Source organism: Mucilaginibacter sp., from assembly GCF_041088075.1.
Taxonomy (GTDB): Bacteria; Bacteroidota; Bacteroidia; order Sphingobacteriales; family Sphingobacteriaceae; genus Mucilaginibacter_A.
In genome coordinates, this window is the sequence record NZ_JBGCVY010000047.1 from 79039 (window position 1) to 100215 (window position 21177).

Annotated in this window: 22 protein-coding genes; 13 read left to right on the forward strand and 9 right to left on the reverse strand. The window is 41.4% G+C overall.

Annotated features, from left to right (window positions below; all coding sequences use genetic code 11):
• Window positions 1-26 precede the first annotated feature (26 nt).
• From V5804_RS11765 to V5804_RS11795, 7 genes are all read right to left on the reverse strand, one after another.
• Complete coding sequence (locus V5804_RS11765; RefSeq protein WP_369591581.1) at window positions 27-1352, reverse strand: peptidoglycan DD-metalloendopeptidase family protein; 1326 nt, start codon at window positions 1350-1352, stop codon at window positions 27-29.
• Window positions 1353-1499: 147 nt separating this feature from the next.
• Window positions 1500-4169 carry a carboxypeptidase regulatory-like domain-containing protein gene (locus tag V5804_RS11770; RefSeq protein ID WP_369591582.1) on the reverse strand — a complete coding sequence of 890 codons (2670 nt, stop codon included), beginning with the start codon at window positions 4167-4169 and terminating at the stop codon, window positions 1500-1502.
• Entirely contained in the window at window positions 4166-5080 is a 915-nt protein-coding gene (locus V5804_RS11775) for a GLPGLI family protein (RefSeq protein ID WP_369591583.1), read from the reverse strand. The genes V5804_RS11770 and V5804_RS11775 overlap by 4 nt, the downstream gene beginning before the upstream one ends.
• Window positions 5081-5111: 31 nt before the next feature.
• Window positions 5112-5972 (reverse strand): GLPGLI family protein, encoded by an 861-nt coding sequence (locus V5804_RS11780; protein ID WP_369591584.1) that lies wholly within the window; start codon window positions 5970-5972, stop codon window positions 5112-5114.
• Window positions 5973-6140: 168 nt separating this feature from the next.
• Complete coding sequence (locus V5804_RS11785) at window positions 6141-7124, reverse strand: DUF5668 domain-containing protein (protein WP_369591585.1); 984 nt, start codon at window positions 7122-7124, stop codon at window positions 6141-6143.
• Between the two features lie 2 nt (window positions 7125-7126).
• Complete coding sequence (locus V5804_RS11790; protein WP_369591586.1) at window positions 7127-7639, reverse strand: PspC domain-containing protein; 513 nt, start codon at window positions 7637-7639, stop codon at window positions 7127-7129.
• A 13-nt stretch (window positions 7640-7652) separates the two neighbouring features.
• Window positions 7653-8357, reverse strand: a complete 705-nt coding sequence (locus tag V5804_RS11795) for an SDR family oxidoreductase (protein ID WP_369591587.1) — start codon at window positions 8355-8357, stop codon at window positions 7653-7655.
• A gap of 70 nt (window positions 8358-8427) precedes the next feature.
• Between V5804_RS11795 and V5804_RS11800 the strand changes: the two genes are divergently transcribed.
• The 10 genes from V5804_RS11800 to V5804_RS11845 all read left to right on the forward strand — a co-directional run bounded on the left by V5804_RS11800 (window position 8428) and on the right by V5804_RS11845 (window position 16415).
• Window positions 8428-9162 carry an MlaE family ABC transporter permease gene (locus V5804_RS11800; RefSeq protein WP_369591588.1) on the forward strand — a complete coding sequence of 245 codons (735 nt, stop codon included), beginning with the start codon at window positions 8428-8430 and terminating at the stop codon, window positions 9160-9162.
• Window positions 9159-9911, forward strand: a complete 753-nt coding sequence (locus V5804_RS11805) for an ABC transporter ATP-binding protein (RefSeq protein WP_369591589.1) — start codon at window positions 9159-9161, stop codon at window positions 9909-9911. Before V5804_RS11800 ends, V5804_RS11805 begins: the two co-directional genes overlap by 4 nt.
• Before the next feature lie 165 nt (window positions 9912-10076).
• A complete protein-coding gene (locus V5804_RS11810; RefSeq protein WP_369591590.1) occupies window positions 10077-10958 on the forward strand; it encodes a class I SAM-dependent methyltransferase in 882 nt (293 codons plus the stop codon).
• A gap of 207 nt (window positions 10959-11165) precedes the next feature.
• Window positions 11166-12218 carry a hypothetical protein gene (locus V5804_RS11815; protein ID WP_369591591.1) on the forward strand — a complete coding sequence of 351 codons (1053 nt, stop codon included), beginning with the start codon at window positions 11166-11168 and terminating at the stop codon, window positions 12216-12218.
• A 395-nt stretch (window positions 12219-12613) separates the two neighbouring features.
• Window positions 12614-13153 carry a peptide-methionine (S)-S-oxide reductase MsrA gene (gene msrA / locus V5804_RS11820; RefSeq protein ID WP_369591592.1) on the forward strand — a complete coding sequence of 180 codons (540 nt, stop codon included), beginning with the start codon at window positions 12614-12616 and terminating at the stop codon, window positions 13151-13153.
• Window positions 13154-13280: 127 nt separating this feature from the next.
• Window positions 13281-13829 carry a hypothetical protein gene (locus V5804_RS11825; protein ID WP_369591593.1) on the forward strand — a complete coding sequence of 183 codons (549 nt, stop codon included), beginning with the start codon at window positions 13281-13283 and terminating at the stop codon, window positions 13827-13829.
• Window positions 13830-13899: 70 nt separating this feature from the next.
• Entirely contained in the window at window positions 13900-14133 is a 234-nt protein-coding gene (locus V5804_RS11830; protein ID WP_369591594.1) for a hypothetical protein, read from the forward strand.
• Window positions 14134-14282: 149 nt separating this feature from the next.
• Complete coding sequence (locus V5804_RS11835; protein ID WP_369591595.1) at window positions 14283-15668, forward strand: aspartate kinase; 1386 nt, start codon at window positions 14283-14285, stop codon at window positions 15666-15668.
• 85 nt (window positions 15669-15753) lie between these two features.
• A complete protein-coding gene (locus V5804_RS11840; RefSeq protein ID WP_369591596.1) occupies window positions 15754-15978 on the forward strand; it encodes a hypothetical protein in 225 nt (74 codons plus the stop codon).
• Window positions 15979-15989: 11 nt separating this feature from the next.
• Window positions 15990-16415, forward strand: coding sequence for a hypothetical protein (locus tag V5804_RS11845; RefSeq protein ID WP_369591597.1), 426 nt, complete (start codon window positions 15990-15992; stop codon window positions 16413-16415).
• A 134-nt stretch (window positions 16416-16549) separates the two neighbouring features.
• Here the strand turns inward: V5804_RS11845 and V5804_RS11850 are convergent, their stop codons facing one another.
• Window positions 16550-19243, reverse strand: coding sequence for a DNA gyrase/topoisomerase IV subunit A (locus V5804_RS11850; protein ID WP_369591598.1), 2694 nt, complete (start codon window positions 19241-19243; stop codon window positions 16550-16552).
• 214 nt (window positions 19244-19457) lie between these two features.
• On the opposite strand from V5804_RS11850, the gene V5804_RS11855 reads away from it, so the two are divergent.
• The 3 genes from V5804_RS11855 to V5804_RS11865 all read left to right on the forward strand — a co-directional run bounded on the left by V5804_RS11855 (window position 19458) and on the right by V5804_RS11865 (window position 20708).
• Window positions 19458-19889, forward strand: coding sequence for a nuclear transport factor 2 family protein (locus V5804_RS11855; RefSeq protein ID WP_369591599.1), 432 nt, complete (start codon window positions 19458-19460; stop codon window positions 19887-19889).
• Window positions 19890-19958: 69 nt separating this feature from the next.
• Window positions 19959-20309: a hypothetical protein gene (locus tag V5804_RS11860; protein ID WP_369591600.1), complete on the forward strand. Its 351-nt coding sequence runs from the start codon at window positions 19959-19961 to the stop codon at window positions 20307-20309.
• Between the two features lie 108 nt (window positions 20310-20417).
• Window positions 20418-20708: a hypothetical protein gene (locus tag V5804_RS11865; protein ID WP_369591601.1), complete on the forward strand. Its 291-nt coding sequence runs from the start codon at window positions 20418-20420 to the stop codon at window positions 20706-20708.
• A 270-nt stretch (window positions 20709-20978) separates the two neighbouring features.
• On the opposite strand, the gene V5804_RS11870 is transcribed toward V5804_RS11865, so the two are convergent.
• Window positions 20979-21177, reverse strand: a 199-nt coding sequence (locus V5804_RS11870; protein WP_369591602.1) for a hypothetical protein, incomplete at its 5' end; no start/stop codon positions are given.

The following is a 21177-nucleotide window of genomic DNA, read 5'->3' on the forward strand; positions in this document are numbered from 1 at the left end:
CAAAAAAAACCCAAATACCAAAACCCCTACTTCTTCACCCAACCCGTTTCCTTTCCATCCTCCACCAAATAAAAACTTCCAAAACTGCCCAGCACGTTAACCGGTTTCCCGGCGGCCAAAATGGTTTTTCGGGGAGAAATGGTATCCGGATGCGCGTACAAAGCTTCGGCTACTTTTGGCGTTAATTTCCTCAATGGCATTTCGACGCCAATAACTGTTCTGCTGTTTAAGTAGCCCGAACTTCCATCCGGCAAAGTTACTTTATAAAAATTGCAGGTTGCGGCATCTACATGCAAAGCCGTTGCTTCGGGCAATGCTTCTTTTACCGGTGCTTTTTCAGTGGGTTCTGTTAATAATTTGCTGTTGCGGTTGTTGGTGCGCACAGTTGCATTCAGGTTTTTAAGCGAAGCGGTAACCGGTTCGGGCTTTTTGGTAATGGGCGCAACAAACGTAAGGGGGTTTACGGCCCCGCCATTGGTATAAATGCCGAAATGCAAATGTGATGGCGTGGTGCGCGCATTGCCGGTATTGCCCACCAAACCAACGGTATCGCCAACTTGAACATGCTGCCCGTTGTGCACCAACTGCGAATCCAAATGCGCGTAATATAATGTGTAATCGGCATCATCGGGATGAAGGAAAACCACTTTTCCGCCCAATTTATTTTCGCCGGGCTGTGCAATCCCGTTTGCCGCGGCCAAAGCTGGTGTCCCTTTTCTGGCGAAAATATCTATGCCTTCGTGTTTGCGGATCCCGGCATCACGCTCGGCACCAAAAAAACTACCAATATTTGGCCTGCCCGAAGCCGCGACCGGAAAAGCCAAGGCCGGGCCGGATTGTATGGTCAACGTATATTCGCCGCTGCGCAACAATTCCGGCTGCAAACGAAGCAAATAAGTTCCCGCCTGTTTCACCTCAACAATTAAAGGTTTGCCGGTGGTATCTGCCGAAGCCAGCAACTGGTTTTGCTGGCCGTTTTGCTGCCATACATCCACAAAAACAACAAAATTTTGAGCCGGGTTTTTGCTGAGGCTGATGTACAGCTTCTCCCCTCTTTTGCCTTCAAACTGAAACGTGGCCGCCCGAATTTTTTCAGCAGCAAAAAAACCGGTTTCTTTATACGGGATGGTGATATGCGTTGCTTTGCCCAGACTTTGATCCGCCGTTTGCAGCCATTCGCTTCCCAGCGCGGTTTGTTGCAGTCCGGCTGTTTTTAAACGGTTGCCATAAACATCGTGCGGCGACATCTTTTTGAACAATCCTGCCGGGCCAATGCTGTTGCACGAAAAAAGTACCGATAAAAGAAGCATCCCAAACAAGCTTTGGGTTTTGGGTTGAAAAATGGGTTTCATAACAAGTATTATACTCCTAATTTTAACCTTTAAAAAGAACGAATGTTTTGTTGCCAACCCGTTTAAGGTTTAGTAATTGGATAACACAAACGAAAAAACGGATACTGTTTTTATCGGCATAAAAACAGTATCAACACCTGCCCAAAATTAAAGTGTAAAAGTTGCTTTAAGCAGCATCATCCTTCCGGGAAGCTGATAAGAGCTAAACGAATAATTATTGGCCGATAAATAAACTGCGCTGTATTGTTTGATATTGAAAATATTGTTGAAATTCAATTCCAAATCTGTGCGTATTTTATTGAACTTGTACCTTGCAAAAGCATCGGCAAAAAAATATTTTAAATGATTGTTTTGGTTTTGTATTGTTAAATAATAATTACCCGAAAAATTAAACAGCAAATTGTTTTTGGGCGAATAATTAACCGCCGCTTCCTGCAAAGCTTGTCTTACAATTGTATTTGGAATTGCTGCGGAAGAAGAACTTTTTGTCCGGCTGTAATTAACCTTGTAACTTGCATTTAACTGGTTGCTAAACTTGGTTTCGGTACTTGCGGTAAAATTGTTTAAAACGGTATTGTAAGGCAGCAAAATATTATTTTGAATTTGGTTGGAACGATTGGATTGCAACAAAAAACCGCCGCTGATAGTTGTGTGCAAAACAAAAATATATTTACTTGTATTGGCATTTAGCGTCCAGGAATCAATACTGTTTTTATAAGGTAAAAGTACAAGTTGCTGGAAATTTTTGTTGATTAAACTTGATGCAATATTGTTACTTGTGATATGATTGTAAGAAGCATTGACCGAAAAAAAGAATATCACAATTGCTTTGCGCTGGCTGTAGTTCAGGATAAACGTACTGTTTTGCCTCTCGGTCAAATTTGCATTGTTGGCCTGCAATGAACGGTAATTGGTTAAAATATAACCGCGGTAAACATCCTGGATATTGCCAAATTCGTTTCTTAAATTGCAATTTAAATTGATTGTTTTTTCAGTTGCAATTTTATAAGTAACGCTTATTTTTGGGTTGAAAAACAAGCGCGTTAAGCTTTGGTTAAAATGGTATAAACTATCCGAGTAATCAATTTGCTGTAAACTGACCGGCAAATTGACACTTGCTTTTAATTTATCTCCGGGCAAATCGTAACTCGCTTCTGCATAAATCCGTTTTCGCAACCAATGCGTTTGATTGGCCGAACTATCTGCAAAAGCACGAACAGTTTGATTATTTTGCACCACATTTAAAGCCGATTGCAATTGTTGCGATTGCAAAGTGAAACCTGCTTTGTAGCCTTGCGTGATTTTTTCACCCGGAACTTTGTACGACAAATAATTGTTGGTGAACCACGACGGCACATTTACCGTTTGCACCAATTGCGAATACAATTTTCCTTCGTTAAAAACAGCATTGTTAAAGTTGGGTTCAATTGTGCGCGTTTCCGGTTCTGCAAAACGGTTAATGTAAGAGTAGATTTCCAAAATATGGTTGAACTTTAAAATTTGCATCAAATTAAACTCGTTGGAAAAATCTAATGGATTATTTTTTAAAACTTGGTTTACCGGACTTGTATTTGCAACAAAATTGGAATACGAAGACTGGTGATTGTAATCCAAAACCAATGCATTGTTCAAATAATATTTTTCTTTATTTACGTTGAGCGTAAATTGGCTGTGCAGCAAATCAGGCCGGAGTTTATTTTGCTGGCTTTCGCTGTACCTTACCGTATCTTGTGGCAAATAAACTTCGGTTCGTTTCTGGTAATATTGCCGCTGTGCATCGTGCAGTTCGTACAAGTTTACTTTTAATTGAACGTCTTGTTTCAAATGAACCAAGTTATTTAAATTAAGTAAAGCCGACTGGTTAAAAAGATAACGGTTGCGCGGCAAGTCTGGGTCGCCAACTGTGCCTAAAGTTAAAATTGCATCAGGTTTATTATTATCCAACCTTTTTAAATAATCAGATAAATTGTGCGATACCAAATCCTGCTGCAAATCCAAACTATAATTGTTCGCTTTTAAATAGTTAATGGCTTTGTATTGATCTTTGAAAGCCATCGCATTCAAATCGGCATAATACTTATCCGGCAAACCAAGCCCCAAAGTTTCCTGCCCAACCAACCGCAATTTTGTATCTTTTTTAAAAGTGAGGTTTAGCGCAACATCATCGCTTACCACTTTATTTTTTAACATTTTAATGGGTTGATGATTTTCCATCACCTGCACCTGGTCAACCACGCCATGCGGGATAGAACGCGTGGCAATGTTGTATTTATCGTCCAGCAAATTGTCGCCTCCGATGTACAAGTTAGAAATTGCTTTGCCGTTGTATTTGATCTTGCCGTTATCGTCCACATCAATGCCCGGCAATTTTCTGATCACATCGCCAATCACCCGGTCTTGCGGGCTGCTGAAATCAGAAACCTTGTAGCTTAACGTATCGCCGCTGGTTTTTAACCCGGGGCGGTTGTCCCTAACTGTAACTGTTTTTAGCTGATTGTTTGCTACGGATAATTTGAATTGATAAGCCGGGCCAAAACCGATAAAAGGTTTAGTTTGCGTTTTAAAACCGATGCAGCTTGCTTCAACAAATAGGCTTTTTGGGTCAACCCCTTCCGGCACAGGCAGTAAAAACTGACCTTTTTCATTGCTTCCCTGGTAAGCAATAATCAGGTTGCTGCTGTTTTTAAGGCTGATATTTGCATAAGCCACTGCTTTGCCGGTGCTGTCGGTAACTGTGCCGTGGATGTTTTGGGCGAAACCCGCATTCCACCCAAACAAAAAAATGACCGGTAAAAACAGTATGGCAAAACCGTTCATGGTTTGTCTGATAATTCTATCGGGTTGTTGATTGGTTTTCTTGCAGGAACAGGCGAAGTGCTGTAAACTTTTGCACTTGAACCAGCAGCTGCATACGCAGCATTTATAAATCCTGTTGGGTTTTCGTGTACAGCCTTGTCAAGCCTTGCAAATTCTTTTTCAGTAGTTTTTAAACCATCTTTAGGTAACTCAATTATTTTAAAAGAATAACTTTCTCTAACAAAAATCGTCATTGACTTTCTTTCGGAACTGTTATCCGCTTCTGCAACCGAAACTGAATTTTCAGCTATTTTGCTAACATCTTCCAGTCCCGCAAACTTCCAAACTACTTCTTTTTTAGTGTCGTTTGCTTCTACAATCAATCCCGGCAAACCATTTAATTTCCATGGCCCGCTGCGAAAAGGTAATGTGGGACAAAACCAAGCTTCATAATTTCTACCTTTAAAAGTAGTTTTGGCTTTCTGACAATGCAAAGTTCCAAAGCTGATTGTATCGGTTAAAATTGTCCAATTCATAGCAGGTAAAGTTTCATCCATTAAATAAATGTTAATGATTTTTTCCTGCCGGATTATTTTTTTCTCAGCCTGAAACTGGTAAAATTTAGTAGCAGAACCACGTGGTCCGCCTACTCCGGAAAAATTCACCATGCTGGTTGTCCCGGTTTTAGCGCGTTCGGCAATCAGCTTTTTCATTTTTTCATCATGCAAACGTTGATCTGCACTTCGATAAACACTTGCATTTTTGCCAAGCAGCAATTCCATGTTTTCGGTGTAAACTTTTGCTTTGTCCGTAGTATCGCGGATATGCGAAAAAGTATAACGAACTATTGCAATGGTTGCATCTGGTTTTTGCGCTTTTACCAATTGAAAAATCAATAAAATAGCCGGTAAAAGAAGTATGTGCTTTTTCATGGGAAGATGGTTTAAACAGAAAAAATAGCTTTTATTTTTCAGTCAATTCGATTGGATTATTAACTTTCTTACTAAAACCATAATTGGGACGGCTAACATTTATAGAACTAATTTTGGAAACATCAATATCATCCAAAGGAGAACGGAAGCTTTTACCTGCTACTTTAGAAAGTGCCGATGGATTGGTTTTTGCTACTTCCTGCAAACGATCAAACTCTTTTTGCGTGGTACGGATTGCGTCTTCCGGTAATTTGACCAATTGCTTTTGATCGCTGATCTGCTCAAAACCTGCAAATTTAAATTGTACTTCTTTTTTACTGTCGCTGGCTTCTATAATTAGTCCCGGCAAACCTTGCAACTTCCATGGCCCACTGCGAAAAGGCAAAGCCGGGCAAAACCAAGCTTCGTAATTTCTGCCTTTAAAAGCAGTAGTTGCTTTCTGACAATGCAGGCCGCTGACAGTAAGCGTATCACTCATGATTTTCCAATTAATTACTGGCATTGGTTCTTCTACCAAATAATCGTTTATTAAATTTTTCTTGGTAAAAGATTTATGGGCGGTAAAGAATTGAAAATATTCATCAGAAACCGGGCGTTTTGCACTGATGTTAAGGTTTAAATGATTCGGATCTGTTGCGTTTTTTATCTGGTTTTGTACCTCTTTTACCACATTTTCAATTTGCAAACGGGCATCAATACTTGTACACGCACTCGAATTACGTCCTAACAGCAAAAGCAAATCTTCAGTATAAGGATGTGTACGGTCTGTTGTATCCCGAACATGCATAAAATGGTAAGTAGCCTGGGCTTGCGCCGGTTCTGCTGTTTGTCCGTAAGATAATTTTGTAAATAGCATAGAAATCAGGCAAAGGTTTAGTATCGTTTTCATCATTAATAATTGTTTCAAAATTGCAAAAAGCAAATATAACTAAAAAAATAGTAACATAACTAAAAAACTATTTTATAAATTTTATTTTGATAAAAATAGAAAAGGCCGATACTTTTTTTTAGTACCGGCCTTTTGGCTGTTTAGGCCAATGCTTCTTTTATCGGTATAAAATCAGTACCGCTTCACATTAAAATCAGAAATGCCGCCTTTTAAGTTGAGGTAGATTTTCCGCGGCGCATTGTCAAACCCGGCGGTTTGGTATTCGTTGTCGCTTTTGGATTCAAAGCCATCAAAAGATTTGGAAGACAAGCCGGTTTTGCTGATGATATGGCAGGCTGCATTGCTTGGCACGCTGATGTTCACTTCCGAAACACCGGTTGAAATATCCACATTCATCACCGCAACAGGCTGGCCCAGCTTTAAATCCATTGAAGTTGCGCCGCCTTTTACCAATAGTTTACGCACTTTAAATTTGCTCAAATCCAAATCCATTTTGCTGGCGCCCGAAGCAATATCAATGTCCCAAACCGGGTTTACATTTAGTTTGATGTTGGCCTGGTTGCCTTTGTCGCTGTCCCAGTTGATGGAATTGCGCGAACTGCTGGTGTTAAAATTGATGGTTCGTCCAGAATCGGTAGCGGTGGTATTGAAGTGAAATTTACTCGATAACTCGTGGGTGCTGGCACTGAAAAGTTGGTTCGTGGTATCTTGCAAAACATACGTTGCGCCGCCGCCTTTGATGTTTAATGAAGCTACTTTTACGGCTGCTGTGTACGGTTCGTTATACGTTCGGCTGCCTTCTAATTTCATTACGCCTTTTCCATTATCATTATCGTCGTCGTCATTATTAAAATCGTTATCGCCGTTAAAAAAATGGTTGCCAAACTGGCGGCCAAAAAACTGATGGTTTGGCGGTTGCAGGCCGCGGTAAGCAACAATGCCCAGCACCGCAGCAAAAATCAGGGCGCGCAATGCTGTTATTCCTGTTGAATGATAGTGTTTCGTAACCATATTTACACCCGAGACGATCAGCAGCAGTGGCCACAAACTTAAAACATTGCTCCAGTGAAAGCTGATCACATTAAAATTATCCAGTAAAAACAGTATGCCGATGCACAGCAGCAACATACCTGTAAATAATCGGTCGCGTTTCATAGCTATAAATCTTTAGGTTCGTTTGGGTTAATGCCAGACCAGTCTTCTTTTTTGGTTGTTGTTTCCGGTTCGATAGTTTTACTTTTGGCGCGAAAGATGAGCACCAAACCAATCACAACCAAAATAACCGGCCAAAACTGCTCAAAGTTAAACCAATACGGAATGATGTCGAGCTGGTCTAACAGGAAAAATAGGCCCAGCAAAATCAGCACGATGCCGCCAATTTGCGCTACGTTTTTATTGTTGTTTACCCTAAAGTTTTGGTTAACGGTTTGAAAAGGACGGCTTTCATTGTGCACGGTATAATCAACAACCGGCTCGTTTAAAACCGAATTTCTGCGTGGCATTACAATCCACAAAACGATGTAGGCCAGCGTGCCGCCGCCGTGGTAAATCAGCGTTAACACAAAAATCAAGCGCACAATAGTTACATCAATACTAAAATAATCGGCCAGGCCGGCGCAAACGCCTGCTATTACTTTACGGTTTTCGTCGCGGTACAATTTTTTTTCCATGATCTTTTTTATTTTAAATTTCTTTTGTTGTGGTTTGGATAATCAGCTCATCAACATTGGCCCCGGCACTCATTTTTAAACAAGCAATTATTGCCGCGGCAACATCTTCGGGCAAGATAAATTTTTCTGCCGGAATTGTGGTTCCGTTCCAGGAATCTGTTAAAGTTGACCCCGGAAAAACCGCCGTTACTTTTACCTGATAAGCTTTCATTTCTTCGCGCATAACATCATTAAGACCGCGCTGCGCAAACTTTGTTACAGAATAACTTCCGGCATTTGCAACAATTTGTTTGCCAGCCATGGAGCAAATGTTAAAGACATGCCCGCTTCTTGCAGCCATTAGTTTTTTGCCGAAATAACGGTACAATTCGTAGCCGGACATCAGGTTCAAATCCAACTGTTTTTGCAAAGCGTTTTCCTCTTCCTCCAAAATACTTACAGGAAAAAAAGCACCGGCATTATTAATGATGATTTGGATAGAACCCAATTCCCGTTCCGCTTCGGCAGCAAACCGGCGGACATCATCGCGCAAACTGCAATCGGTTGTGCGTGTAAAAACCTTTATTTGCGGGCTGATTTGCAGCAATGCTTCTTTTACCAGCAATAATTCTTCCTCATTTCTGGAACAAATGGCCAGGTTTATGCCTTCTTTGGCCAGCGCTTTGGCTATGGCCAGTCCGATGCCTTTGGTGGCGCCCGTTATCAGTGCGTTTTGCATGGATAAAATTAGCTTAAAAACAGCATCGGCACTTAAATTGAAAAAATGTATTTTTAAAAAAATTTAAAGGATGATTTTTCACCACTTAGGAAAGTATATATTATTGCTGCGGGCAAGCTTTAAAAAGCCCGAAAAATTTAAGGTTTACTGGAGCGAGATCATGCGCGAAATGGTTTCTATCGGCATTGGTTCGCTTGGGATTGTTTGCATTATTTCGGTTTTTATCGGTGCGGTTTCTACCGTTCAAACGGCGTTTCAGTTGGTCAGCAATTTAATTCCGCGTTCTATCATCGGCGGCATTACGCGCGATTCGGTTATTTTAGAATTCAGCCCAACCATTACTTCTTTGGTGCTGGCAGGCCGCGTTGGTTCCAGCATTGCTTCCCAGATTGGCACCATGCGCGTAACCGAACAAATAGATGCGCTGGAAATAATGGGCGTAAACGCACCTGGATATTTAATTTTGCCCAAAATTATTGGCGGTGTTACCATGTTCCCGCTGCTCGTGATCATCTCCGTTTGCCTGTCGTTGTTTGGCGGCTATATTGCCGGTGCAGCTTCGGGCGCGGTTTCGCCCAATGATTATGTGATTGGTTTAACCACCGATTTTAACCCGCTTTTTGCCCGGATTGCGCTGATTAAAGCCCTGGTTTTTGCGTTTATCATCACCAGTGTTTCGGCTTATCAGGGTTATTATACTTCGGGCGGCGCGCTTGAAGTTGGGCAGGCCAGCACACGCGGCGTGGTGATGAGCTGTATCATTATCCTTTGTGCCGATTATTTGATAGCCCAGTTGATGTTATGATTGAGATTAAAGATATTAATAAAAGTTTTGGCGATAAGCACGTTTTAAAAGGTATTTCGGCTGTTTTTAACCAGGGTATGAGCAACCTGATCATTGGTGGTTCCGGTTCCGGGAAAACAACTTTACTAAAATGTATTGTAGGTTTGCACGAACCCGATAAAGGCGAAGTGCTGTACAGCAACCAGAATTTTACAAAGATGGATTTTGAACAACGAATCCCGATCCGAAAAGAAATTGGCATGTTGTTTCAAAATTCAGCTTTGTTTGATTCGATGACGGTGGAAGAAAACATTATTTTTCCGCTGAATTTATTTACCGAAATGTCTAAGGCCGAAAAAGTTGACCGCGCCAATTATTGCTTAGAAAAAGTAAACCTAAAAGGCACGAACAAACTGTTTCCATCCGAACTTTCGGGCGGGATGAAAAAACGGGTCGGCATTGCCCGCGCCATTACCATGCAGCCCAAATATCTGTTTTGCGATGAGCCTAACTCCGGCTTGGACCCAAAAACTTCCATCGTAATTGATGAACTGATTAAAGACATCACCGAAGAAAACAACATTACCACGGTTGTGGTTACGCACGATATGAACTCAGTAATGGGCATCGGCGATAATATTTTATTTTTGCACAACGGCGAAAAATGGTGGCAAGGTTCCAACAAAGAAATTGCCCACACCGATAATAAAGAACTGAACGAATTTGTATTTGCCAGTAAATTTATGCAGGCAGCGAAGGAGAAGTTGTAGTAGAGAGGTGTGAGGTAAGAGGTATGAGCATTGAGGTATTGTTTGCTCTCTATTATTTCAAGCTTTGAATTTGTTATAAGAATCGGATAACTTAAAAAAAGTTTTCATCAAACAGGCTTACCCCAAACCTAATTTACCTCACACCTCTTACCCCGCACCTAAAAAATGATCCAACTCCTCACCCCACAACATTGGAAAGATTACGAACTGATGGATTGCGGCAATTTTGAAAAACTGGAACGCTTTGGCAGCCTGATTTTGATCCGGCCGGAACCGCAGGCCGTTTGGGGCAAAAGCTTATCGGAAAACGAGTGGCAAAAACAGCATCATATCCGTTTTAAAGGCCGTTCGGCAACTTCGGGCGAATGGCTGAAAAAGAACTCGGCAACGCCCGACCGCTGGCACATCGAATACCAAAACCCGGAAGTTGCTATCAAACTACGCCTCGGCCTAACGTCTTTTAAACATGTTGGCGTTTTCCCGGAGCAAGCCGTTAATTGGGACTATATTTCTGCCAACATCAAAAAACTAAAAACGCCTCAGCCTAAATTTTTAAACTTGTTTGCTTATACCGGCGCGGCATCTTTAATTGCAAGAGCTGCCGGTGCAGAAGTTACGCACGTGGATTCGATCAAACAAGTGGTTACCTGGGCGAATGAAAATATGCAATTGTCTTCGCTCGACAACATCCGCTGGGTGGTGGAAGATGCGCTGAAATTTGTAAAACGCGAACTGAAACGGGGCAACAAATACAACGGCATCATCCTCGACCCGCCTGCTTTTGGCCATGGGCCAAACGGCGAGAAATGGAAACTGGAAGACAACATTTTGGAAATGATGCTGGACGTGGTGAAGCTGCTGGACGAGCAGGAACATTTCCTGATCTTAAATACTTACTCGCTTGGTTTTTCTTCGGTGATTGTAGAAAACCTCATCCGCAACGCTTATCCCAAAGCAAAAAACTTGGAAACCGGCGAACTTTATTTGCAGGCAACCGCCGGAAGCAAACTGCCTTTGGGCGTGTTTGGCAAGTTTAACAATTTGTAAAAAGCACTGATAAAAGAAGCATTACCATTTTTTGTGCCGAAAATGAACGGATAGAAAAGCCTTTTTTTCTGATTGATATTGTTATGTTTGATTTTTGGAACCGAAAGCAAGCAATCAACGTATGAGAAATTTTTAATTGATTGTTAATTTTAGGCCGATAAAAACAGCATCGGCTACTTATTATTTACATTGCCCGTATAAACAAACATGAACCTTAAAAACTTACTTTTAAATTTAACTTTTGCCTGTACATCCATTATGCTGCTCACCAATTGCAGCGAAAGCAGTACGGCCGAAAAACTACTTGCCACAGCCAATTCAAAACAAGCAACCGCAGATACGGCAAACCTTAAAAAAACACCGCCGCCGCCAAAACCAATTGATAAACAGCAGTACGATTCGTTGATGAAAAAACTGGCCAACGGCGATACCACCGGAAACTGGCCGGTAAAAAACACACCTTATCCGTTGGCCGGAGCCATTTTGCCCGAACACCGCATTGTTGCTTTTTACGGAAACCTGTATTCAAAAAGGATGGGGATTTTGGGCGAACTGCCGCCGAACGAAATGCTGCGAAAATTGGATTCCGAAGTAAAAAACTGGGAAAAAGCTGATCCTTCCACGCCTGTCATCCCGGCCTTGCATTATATCGCTATTGTTGCGCAGGGCGATGGCGGTGCCGATGGAAAGTTTCGTTACCGGATGCCTTTTAAACAAATTGATTCGGTTTTGGCCATTGCAAAAAAGCGTGATGCTTTGGTTTTTTTGGATGTACAGGTTGCTTTAAGCGATATCCGGACGGAACTGCCTTTGTTTGAAAAATACCTGATGATGCCTAACGTGCATTTTGGCATGGACCCGGAGTTTTCGATGAAAACCGGCGCAAAACCAGGAACAAAAATTGGCACTTATGATGCGGACGATATTAATTTTGCCTCCAACTATCTGGCCGGTTTGGTCAAAAAGTACAACCTCACGCCAAAAATCCTGATCGTGCACCGTTTTACCAAAAACATGGTTACCAATTACAAACAAATCAAACTGCGCCCCGAAGTGCAATTGGTGATGGACATGGACGGCTGGGGCGAACCGGAACTGAAAAAAGGCACGTACCGCCATCATATTTATGCAGAACCGGTACAGTTTACCGGCTTTAAACTGTTTTACAAAAACGATTTGAAAAAGGCACCCAACCGTATGATGACACCAAGTGAAGTGCTGGCCTTGAAACCGAAACCAATCTATATTCAGTATCAGTAGAACGCGCTTTTTTTATACCGGACTTGTTTTAGCATCCTTCGTGATTTTTAGAGCCTGTTTAAATTTTATTGAATAGAGTTTTGGCTAAAGCCAATCTAAACTTACACCTACCACGGCCTAAAGGCCGTGGCAATTGAATCGCTTTGTTTTACAAATCTTTTTAACCCGATAGCAAAACCCTAAAGCATCATGCTTTATTCATTGCCGCGGCCTTCAGGCCGTGGATAAAGGCGAACAGGAATTGGCTTCAGCCAAAGGTTGCCTCAATTTTGGTGGCATAAAAGAAGCATGAAAAACAGGCAAGCCAAAATTTAAACACGCTTTTGGTTTGTCAATTTTACCTCATTAAAAACAGCACCGCAAATCAAAACACAAGTGTTTGCGTTTGTTAACATATGAGTAAGAAAGCAACGTTTGGCGGAGGCTGTTTTTGGTGCACCGAAGCTGTTTTTCAGAATGTAAAAGGCGTCATCAAATCCGTTTCGGGATACATGGGCGGCGCGGTTAAAAACCCGACATATGAACAGGTTTGCGGCGGCAATACCGGACACGCTGAAGTAATTGAAGTAGAATACGATCCGGCAGTAATTTCTTTTAATGAGTTGTTGCTAATCTTTTTTAAAACCCATAACCCAACCACGTTAAACCGGCAGGGCAACGACAGCGGTACGCAATACCGCTCGGTTATTTTTTATGCTGATGACGAGCAAAAAGCCGAAGCCGAAGCCATGATCCAAAAATTGGATGCAGAAGGCATCTTCGACCAAAAAATTGTAACGCAAGTAGTTCCGGCCGAAACTTTTTACAAAGCAGAAGGCTACCACCAAAACTATTTCAACAACAATTCCAACCAGCCATACTGCGCCTTTGTAATTCAGCCTAAACTGAACAAGTTTATCAAGGAGTTTAAAGAGAAAACCAATTTAGCCTCTTAAAAGCAATACCAATTTTTAGGTGATAAAAGAAGCATTTGCGTAAAAGTAGGTGCTTCTTTTTTTGTGGCGGAAAAAAGAAAATATTTTTGCTTTCTTTAGGCTTGTATAAAAGCAAAAAATATTTTCAATGATTAAACAAACACTTTACTTGTTCATCATTTTTTGCTTGTGCCTCAGTTTTAATAGCAAAGTCTATGCACAATCTGACACAGGTAAAGTAAAACCGCAAACTTACGTGCAAGTGTACTATTCGCTTACCAATACCGCAGGGACGCTGGGCGGCAAATCCAATTTATCGGTTGAAGTGGGCAAACAATGGAACGTTTTTAGCTTAGGGCTTGATCTGGGCAAAACTACCTTAGAACACATCCACGGCCGGGACACCTCGTTTTATTTTGAGATTAGGCCAAACCTAAATATTTTTCAGCAAGGTCGGTTTACCAATACGCTTACGGTTGGCGTGGGCTACGTGTTTTTGGCCCCCAATAATTTTTTAAGCGAACTGACTTCCGGTATCGAGTACTCGGCCTCCGACCGCCTGCACCTAAACGCCAACTTCGGTACGTTTTATTACAGCGGAAGGTACACGGCAACTTCGGCCACATTTTTCGGGTTATCTGCCTCTTATTATTTTCTGCCTTATAAAAACCGGTCTTCTGTTATCAGGCCGAAATGATTTGGTAGTTGCGGCGCATTTTTAATACTTCTTTTATCTGCATAAATTAGTAAAACCGAGCGATCAAAACATGAAGGCAACAGAACTTAGATCAGCAATCCATCGAATTGTAAAGGCAACGGAAAACGAGCAGGTTCTGCAAGCTTGTTACGATTTCTTAAAATTGAAGCAAAACGAAAAGGACGATTCGATTTGGAAATCTTTAAACGAAGAACAGCAAGATGAAATATTATTAGCTTATGAAGAATCCAATCAGTCGAAGAATTTGATAGATGCAAAAACCGTTTTTAAAGGCTTTAAATAAGACAAAAACACCAAAACCTGCATACTTCTTTTACCACCCAAATTTCCTCCTCCGCAACCGCACCTGCTTTTCAGCTTTTTTAATAGCTTTGAAATCCTTGTAAAACAGCAAATGCAATACTGTTTTTATGGCATAAAAATTTGATCTGAATGCTGACTGTAGAAAAAATCGGGGGCACTTCCATGACGGCCCTCAAAGATGTGCTTAAAAATATCATCCTGTTTAACCGTACCGGCGACGAGCTGTACAACCGCATTTTTGTGGTTTCGGCTTTTTCGGGCGTTACCAATTTGTTGCTGGAAAACAAAAAGACCGGCGAACCTGGCGTTTACCATTTGATCGCCAATTATCAGGATTTCCACGCCGCCTTGAACGACCTCGTTATCAAACTTCAAACCATCAATAAAACCTATGTTGATTTGGGTTTGGATTTGGCCGCTGCCGATCAGTTTATCGAAAAACGTGTCCGCGATGCGCAAAGTTACCTCGAAAACTTGGTCAATATTCTGGCTTCGGGTTATGTAAGCGAGGAAGGGATTTTGCAGGCCGCACGCGAAATCCTGGCTTCCATCGGCGAAACGCATTCGGCTTTTAACTTCACCAACATCCTGCAAAACAACCGTATCAACGCTACTTGTATTGATCTGAGCGGTTTCGACGACCATCAATATTACACCATTGACCAGCGTATCCGTGAAGCTTTTAAGGATATTGATTTCGGTAAAACCATTTGCATTGTTACCGGCTACGCCAAAGGGACGGAAGGCATCATGCGCGAATTTGACCGCGGTTATTCGGAAGTTACCTTCAGCAAAATTGCGGTTGCCGTAAAACCAGAGGAAGCGATCATCCACAAAGAATACCATTTGTGCACGGCCGACCCGATGCTGGTTGGCTTAGACCATTGCCAGCCCGTAGGTTTTACCAATTATGATGTGGCCGACCAATTGGCGGATATTGGCATGGAAGCTATCCACCCAAAAGCTTCTAAACCTTTGGAAATCAATAATATTAACCTGCGCATTAAAAATACTTTCGAGCCGGAACATCCCGGAACGCTGATTACGCAGGATTACGTTTCGGAGAAAAAACGTGTTGAAGTAATTACCGGGACCGATAAAGTGATGATCCTCGATATTTATGACCCGCTGATGGTAGGCCATGTGGGTTCGGATTTACAGATCATGCAGGTTTTTTTCAAACATGACGTTAGTTACAGCTACAAAGCAACCAGCGCCAACAGCATTACCGTGGTAATTTGGGAGAAAGATTTTAAGCAATCTTTGTTCAACGAGCTGGAAGAAAAGTTTGAAAAAATAACGGTAGAACAAGCTGCCATGGTTTGCATCATCGGTTCTAACATTGACCAGCCGGGCTTGCTGGCCAAATCTGCAACCGGTTTGGCCAATGAAGGCATCAACATCAAAAGCTGCGGTTTTTCGTTGCGGAAAGTAAACATCCAGTTTTTGATTGCCCGCGAAGATTTTGCCAAAGCCATTATCGCTTTAAACAAAGCCATGTTTTTTATGGGGTAAAAGAAGCATTGGGTAAAACAAAACTTCTTTTTACAAAATTACTTAGCTAATTGCTTAACTTTATAAGCAAATAAAAACCACTACTATGGCAGATATAAGATTATCAATCAACCGGGATTTTATGACTGAATTAAGCAATAAAACCGGCATTGACAAGCCTGATGAGTTGACTAAAGATGCTTTGACATTTTTTAGCTGGGTAGTATCCGAGGTAAAAAAAGGCCGTGTTTTTCTTACCGTTGACGAGAATGGGGAAAACCCAAGAAAAGTGGTAACAACGACCTTAGAAAAAGCAAAACTGACCAAATAAATTTAAGCTGAATGAGTGGCTCTGAAGTACATTTTAATATAGCAGCTTTACCGGAAGACCATCCTAACTTAGAGCTTAAAGAAGATAATACAATCGCTCCCCAGATCAGCGTACTCGACCCAAAATCGCGTATTGGTTATCATTTGGCACGCATCGTGCTGGCAATCATTAGTGTATTTTTAATTTTTCTGATCCTGTACATCCTTTTTGAAAAGCCAAACAACGTTCCGAAAATAGATTTGGCCGGTAAGGGAAACTTGACCGACAGCGCTTTTAACCGAAATTTCAGGCTGATCCAATTGGCGCAGGAAGACAATAAAGCTTCCCGCGATTTTATTGTCCAGATCAGCCAAATGGTTTTGCTCAATATGCTCTTACCTATTTTAACGGCAATCCTGGGTTATATTTTCGGTTCGCACAGCGAGAGCAGAGGTTGATGAATTTTAGGCGATAAAAGAAGCATGGCGTAAATTAAGGTTTAAGGTTTGCTCTGTCATTCTGAACTTGTTTCAGAATCCCTCTTTCAATATTTAAATCTTTCTGATGGGATGCCGAAACAAGTTCGGCATGACTAAAACAACGGCAACTGCCCCTTCCCTTTTAAATCCACATCATCCGGGTTGGTAATTTCCAGTTCAATCTTTTTGGCCGGTTTAACCACCTGTTCTTCTTTCTGCGAGATTTCTTTTTCGGCTTCTTCTTCCTTGTGTTCTTCCAAAACAATCGCTTTTAAAGAAACTTCTGCAACCGGGTCTGGCACATCTTCTTCGTCATCGTGTTCGGCAATCAATACAATACTTTTGATTTCATGTTGAGAAAGCCGGTTTCCCTGTGCTTTGATGCCTTTTACATCAATCAAATCGGCCAGGTTCAGTTCTGTCGTTTCCGGGATATGTGCTTTTCCTTTCAGCAATTCTACTTTAACCACCGGTTGCGACGCGCCCGAAATCAAAGTCATTTTAGAACCATGTTCATCGCTGATCAAATTGACCGGTTTGCCGATCACCATATTTTCAAACGTAAAACGCTTTACAAAATAGTTTTTCAGCTTGCCTTCGTAATGCACCACGGTGTAAACCTGATCGGGATTGTACTTTTCGATCCTGATCATTTTATCTTCAAAATGATTAGTGAGATCGAAACTACTCAACTCGCAAATACCGTTGCTCAACACTTTCAGTATCTTGTCTTCTCCGTCAAATTCGCCTAAAAAAGTTCCGCGGCCATCTACATTTAATCTTTTCAGCACCTCATCGTACCAAATCTTCCGGCCGGAAAGTGTGGAAATCCCTTTCGTTTTCAGCGTGATTTTTTTGATCGGATATTTGGTAACCACGTTCCCCAGCGAACTTCTGCCTTTGATGGCCACATCGGCAAAATTCAAATCAAAAGTCAGTTTTTTTAATTTGGCATGAGGTTTTAACTGCACGTTTACCACTTCCGCCTCGCCGTTTGGATTATGCGTAAAGTAAAGCGTTTTGGTGCCTTTCGTGCCTTTGGTCAAATCGTATTCGCGGTCGCGCGTGATGCCCTGCACAAAAAAACGCTTGATAAAAGCAGTACCGGTTTCGCCATCCCTGTAAATCAAATTGTAAACCGTGCGCTCGTCGTTCTTTTTAAAGATGCCGGCGTAGATGATGTCTTTCCCCACAAAAACCTTTTCCTGCACTTTGGTAACCAAAAAGCGGCCATCTTCGCGGAAAACAATAATTTCATCCAAGTCAGAGCAATCGCCTACAAATTCGTCTTTTTTCAGCGCGGTTCCCACAAAACCATCTGCACGGTTCAGGTAAATTTTTACGTTTGCCAGCGCAACTTGTGCTGCTTCTACCCGATCAAAAATGCGCAATTCGGTTTTGCGTTCGCGGCCTTTGCCAAACTTTTCTTTCAGTTTCTGGAACCAGTCAATGGCATAATCCGTGAGATGTTTCAGGTGATTGTTGACTTCCCTGATCTCATTTTCCAGCGATTTCATCTGCTCGTCCGCTTTTTTTACGTCGAAGCGCGTGATGCTGCTCATCGGTTTGTCAATTAGCTTTTTAAAATCTTCGGGCAAAATTGCACGGTAAAGCTGCGGCAAAAACGGCTCGAACAATTTGTACAATACTTTTACAACCGCTTCAAAGTTTCCGGAAGTTTCGTAATCCGGATGCTTGTACATTCCGTTTTGAATAAAAATCTTCAACAGCGAACTGAAAAATATTTTCTCCTTCAGTTCGGCCAACCGGATATCCAGTTCCTGCTTCAATAATTCCCTGGTAAAAACAGTACTCTCCGTCAGGATGTCGTTCACACTCATAAAGTGCGGCTTGTCATCCTTGATCACGCAGGTGTTTGGGGAGATGGAAACCTCGCAATCGGTAAAAGCATACAGCGCATCAATGGTAACATCGGGCGAAATGCCGGGCGCCAAATGGATGATAATCTCTACGTTTTTCGCCGTATTATCTTCAATTTTTTTGATGCGGATTTTCCCTTTGTCATTTGCCGCAATTACGCTATCAATCAAACTTCCGGTGGTGGTAGAAAACGGGACTTCGGTAATAGCCAGCGTTTTTTTATCGCGCTCTTCTATTTTGGCCCGGATACGGATTTTGCCGCCGCGCTGGCCTTCGTTATAAGCCGAACAATCGGCCAAACCACCGGTCGGGAAATCGGGCAGCAAATTTGGCCGTTCGCCTTTTAGTATTGCTATCGAAGCATCAATCAGTTCGATAAAATTGTGCGGCATTACTTTGGTGGCCAAACCAACGGCAATTCCCTCGGCACCTTGCGCTAATAAAAGCGGGAATTTAACGGGAAGCGTTACCGGTTCTTTGTTGCGGCCATCGTAACTGGATTGCCATTCGGTGGTATCGGGATTAAAAACAACATCCAGCGCGAACTTGGACAAACGCGCTTCGATATAACGTGGTGCCGCAGCAGAATCGCCGGTTACGGGATCGCCCCAGTTTCCCTGGCAATCAATCAACAAATTTTTTTGTCCGATCTGCACCATCGCATCACCAATCGAAGCATCGCCGTGCGGGTGATATTTCATGGTGTTGCCGATCACGTTCGCCGCTTTGTTAAAACGCCCGTCGTCCATTTCTTTTAAAGAATGCAGGATTCGGCGCTGCACCGGCTTCAACCCATCGTGGATATGCGGCACGGCACGGTCGAGGATTACGTAAGAAGCGTAATCCAGGAACCAGTTTTCGTACAGCCCGGAAAGGGAAGTTATGTTAGAAAGCTGTTCGTTTTGCTGACTTAAATCGTCATTCATTCGGTATTGGCTAAAAAAGATACAAATATAAGTTATCGTGGTAAAATTCTGGCAATGTTTACTGGCTGCGTTAATGCTGTTTTTACCTATGTTTTTTTGGTGCGTCTCCCCACCTCTATTATTTAACAAAAAATTAATTGCATTTGGTGTAACGAACTGGTTACTCGTGGCGTCTATCTACCAAAACAACATAAAAACTTAAAAATTAAATATCATGAAAACTACACTAAAAACCACCCTCATCGCTTTGTTATTGACCGTAACTTACAATTTTACCCAAGCTGCCACGCCAAACGTAAACGAAAAACTGACCATGCGTTATGCCATTGCTGCTTACGTGGATGCTTTTGCACATGGCCACTTCGATGGCTTTTCTGAAGTGATTGACGACAGTGCCAAATTTACCCAAACCCGCGGCCAAAAGATTTTGAGCTTTAGCAAGAACGACATTATCGAAAGCTTGAAAGGCCAGCAAAATGTAGAACAAAACTGCAAAACTACGGCCCGCATTGTAGAAAACACCGGTAATTTGGTTGTTTACAAAGTACAAATGAAGTACGATAACTTTGCCCGCATCAATTATGTAACCATGACTGATACCGGCGCCGGTTGGAAAATTACCAATGTTTCTACCGTGTTTAACTAAGCCCAATTTTTAGGCGATAAAAGAAGCATTCTTACGGAAATAGGGATGCTTTTTTTATGGGGTGAAAATTTGGCATTATTATTTCTGTTTCTGCAAATACTAATTTATCAAATAGATATTCTTACTTTTACTTTATCTATGGCATCAGTTAGTATCACTCAATTGTATTCACTTTTAAATGAGAAAGTAGGCAAAGAAACTGCTGAAAACTTGACAGGCTACATTGAAGAAAAAATAAAAGCTGAATTTGACAGACAATCAGATAATGTAGCCACCAAACAAGACCTGTTAAAACTTGAAACAAAATTAACTGAAAAATTTCTCGAAGCTAAATCAGATACCATCAAATGGATGTTCATTTTTTGGATCGGACAAATTGTTGCTACTTTTGGTTTTATTTTGCTATTCTTAAAAAAGTAAAAGCCAATATCACTAAATTTAGCTAACTTTAGTAATTGTTAACAAATACCCTATAAATTAAGTGGTTAACTGTTCAGATTATCCTAAAAAAAATCTTTATACTGGTTTGTGCAAATCATTTTAAAACATGAATTACGAAATGTCCTTTCAGGAAAGAGCCAAGTTAGGTTTGGAACAACTATCAAAACAGTCGCCAGTTACCTTAAAGATGGCGAAAAAACAAGTTCAGCAATTGAAGACACAAAGCGTTTCAAAAGTGAAGAAACAAAGAGATTAGAAGATTTTATTACACAAAGTGATTTTTGGATAACTGAAATTGACTATGTAGAACAAAACTACAAAACCACAGCCAGTATTGTAAAAAACACCAGCAACCTGGTTGTTACAAAGTACAAATGAAGTACGATAACTTTTCCCGCAATAACTATGTAACCATGACTGGCACCGGTGCCGGTTGGAAAATTACCCATGTTTCTACCGTGTTTAACTAAGCCCAATTTTTAGGCGATAAAAGAAGCATTGTTACAGAAATAGGGATGCTTTTTTTATGGTGGTAAAATTTGGTTAGTTGTATTTTAGGTTGATAAAAAAAGTCTGGTTACTTGAATTAAAAATTTGAAGCTTAGAGGTTGGGATTGCAAATTTCGACCAATGGAAACTAAATCAAAATTACTCTCTAAAGAGGAAATGATTTTTTGCTTTTTCCATAACCGCAGGCCTGCCATCAATCTCCTTGCTGAAATGCCGTCTCATCTCTTTTTTAGTATATTTATTTCTCAAGTTTGAATCTTTGCACGCTTGTTTAACTAACTCATCAATTTTATTACTTCTTTCTATAGGTGATATATACAATTTCAATAACTCTTGG

Excerpts from the sequence above, each read along its gene's own strand:
- V5804_RS11765 (WP_369591581.1), bottom strand. The coding sequence starts at position 1,352 with ATGAAACCCATTTTTCAACCCAAAACCCAAAGCTTGTTTGGGATGCTT.
- V5804_RS11770 (WP_369591582.1), bottom strand. The coding sequence starts at position 4,169 with ATGAACGGTTTTGCCATACTGTTTTTACCGGTCATTTTTTTGTTTGGG.
- V5804_RS11775 (WP_369591583.1), bottom strand. The coding sequence starts at position 5,080 with ATGAAAAAGCACATACTTCTTTTACCGGCTATTTTATTGATTTTTCAA.
- V5804_RS11780 (WP_369591584.1), bottom strand. The coding sequence starts at position 5,972 with ATGATGAAAACGATACTAAACCTTTGCCTGATTTCTATGCTATTTACA.
- V5804_RS11785 (WP_369591585.1), bottom strand. The coding sequence starts at position 7,124 with ATGAAACGCGACCGATTATTTACAGGTATGTTGCTGCTGTGCATCGGC.
- V5804_RS11790 (WP_369591586.1), bottom strand. The coding sequence starts at position 7,639 with ATGGAAAAAAAATTGTACCGCGACGAAAACCGTAAAGTAATAGCAGGC.
- V5804_RS11795 (WP_369591587.1), bottom strand. The coding sequence starts at position 8,357 with ATGCAAAACGCACTGATAACGGGCGCCACCAAAGGCATCGGACTGGCC.
- V5804_RS11800 (WP_369591588.1), top strand. The coding sequence starts at position 8,428 with ATGATTTTTCACCACTTAGGAAAGTATATATTATTGCTGCGGGCAAGC.
- V5804_RS11805 (WP_369591589.1), top strand. The coding sequence starts at position 9,159 with ATGATTGAGATTAAAGATATTAATAAAAGTTTTGGCGATAAGCACGTT.
- V5804_RS11810 (WP_369591590.1), top strand. The coding sequence starts at position 10,077 with ATGATCCAACTCCTCACCCCACAACATTGGAAAGATTACGAACTGATG.
- V5804_RS11815 (WP_369591591.1), top strand. The coding sequence starts at position 11,166 with ATGAACCTTAAAAACTTACTTTTAAATTTAACTTTTGCCTGTACATCC.
- msrA (WP_369591592.1), top strand. The coding sequence starts at position 12,614 with ATGAGTAAGAAAGCAACGTTTGGCGGAGGCTGTTTTTGGTGCACCGAA.
- V5804_RS11825 (WP_369591593.1), top strand. The coding sequence starts at position 13,281 with ATGATTAAACAAACACTTTACTTGTTCATCATTTTTTGCTTGTGCCTC.
- V5804_RS11830 (WP_369591594.1), top strand. The coding sequence starts at position 13,900 with ATGAAGGCAACAGAACTTAGATCAGCAATCCATCGAATTGTAAAGGCA.
- V5804_RS11835 (WP_369591595.1), top strand. The coding sequence starts at position 14,283 with ATGCTGACTGTAGAAAAAATCGGGGGCACTTCCATGACGGCCCTCAAA.
- V5804_RS11840 (WP_369591596.1), top strand. The coding sequence starts at position 15,754 with ATGGCAGATATAAGATTATCAATCAACCGGGATTTTATGACTGAATTA.
- V5804_RS11845 (WP_369591597.1), top strand. The coding sequence starts at position 15,990 with ATGAGTGGCTCTGAAGTACATTTTAATATAGCAGCTTTACCGGAAGAC.
- V5804_RS11850 (WP_369591598.1), bottom strand. The coding sequence starts at position 19,243 with ATGAATGACGATTTAAGTCAGCAAAACGAACAGCTTTCTAACATAACT.
- V5804_RS11855 (WP_369591599.1), top strand. The coding sequence starts at position 19,458 with ATGAAAACTACACTAAAAACCACCCTCATCGCTTTGTTATTGACCGTA.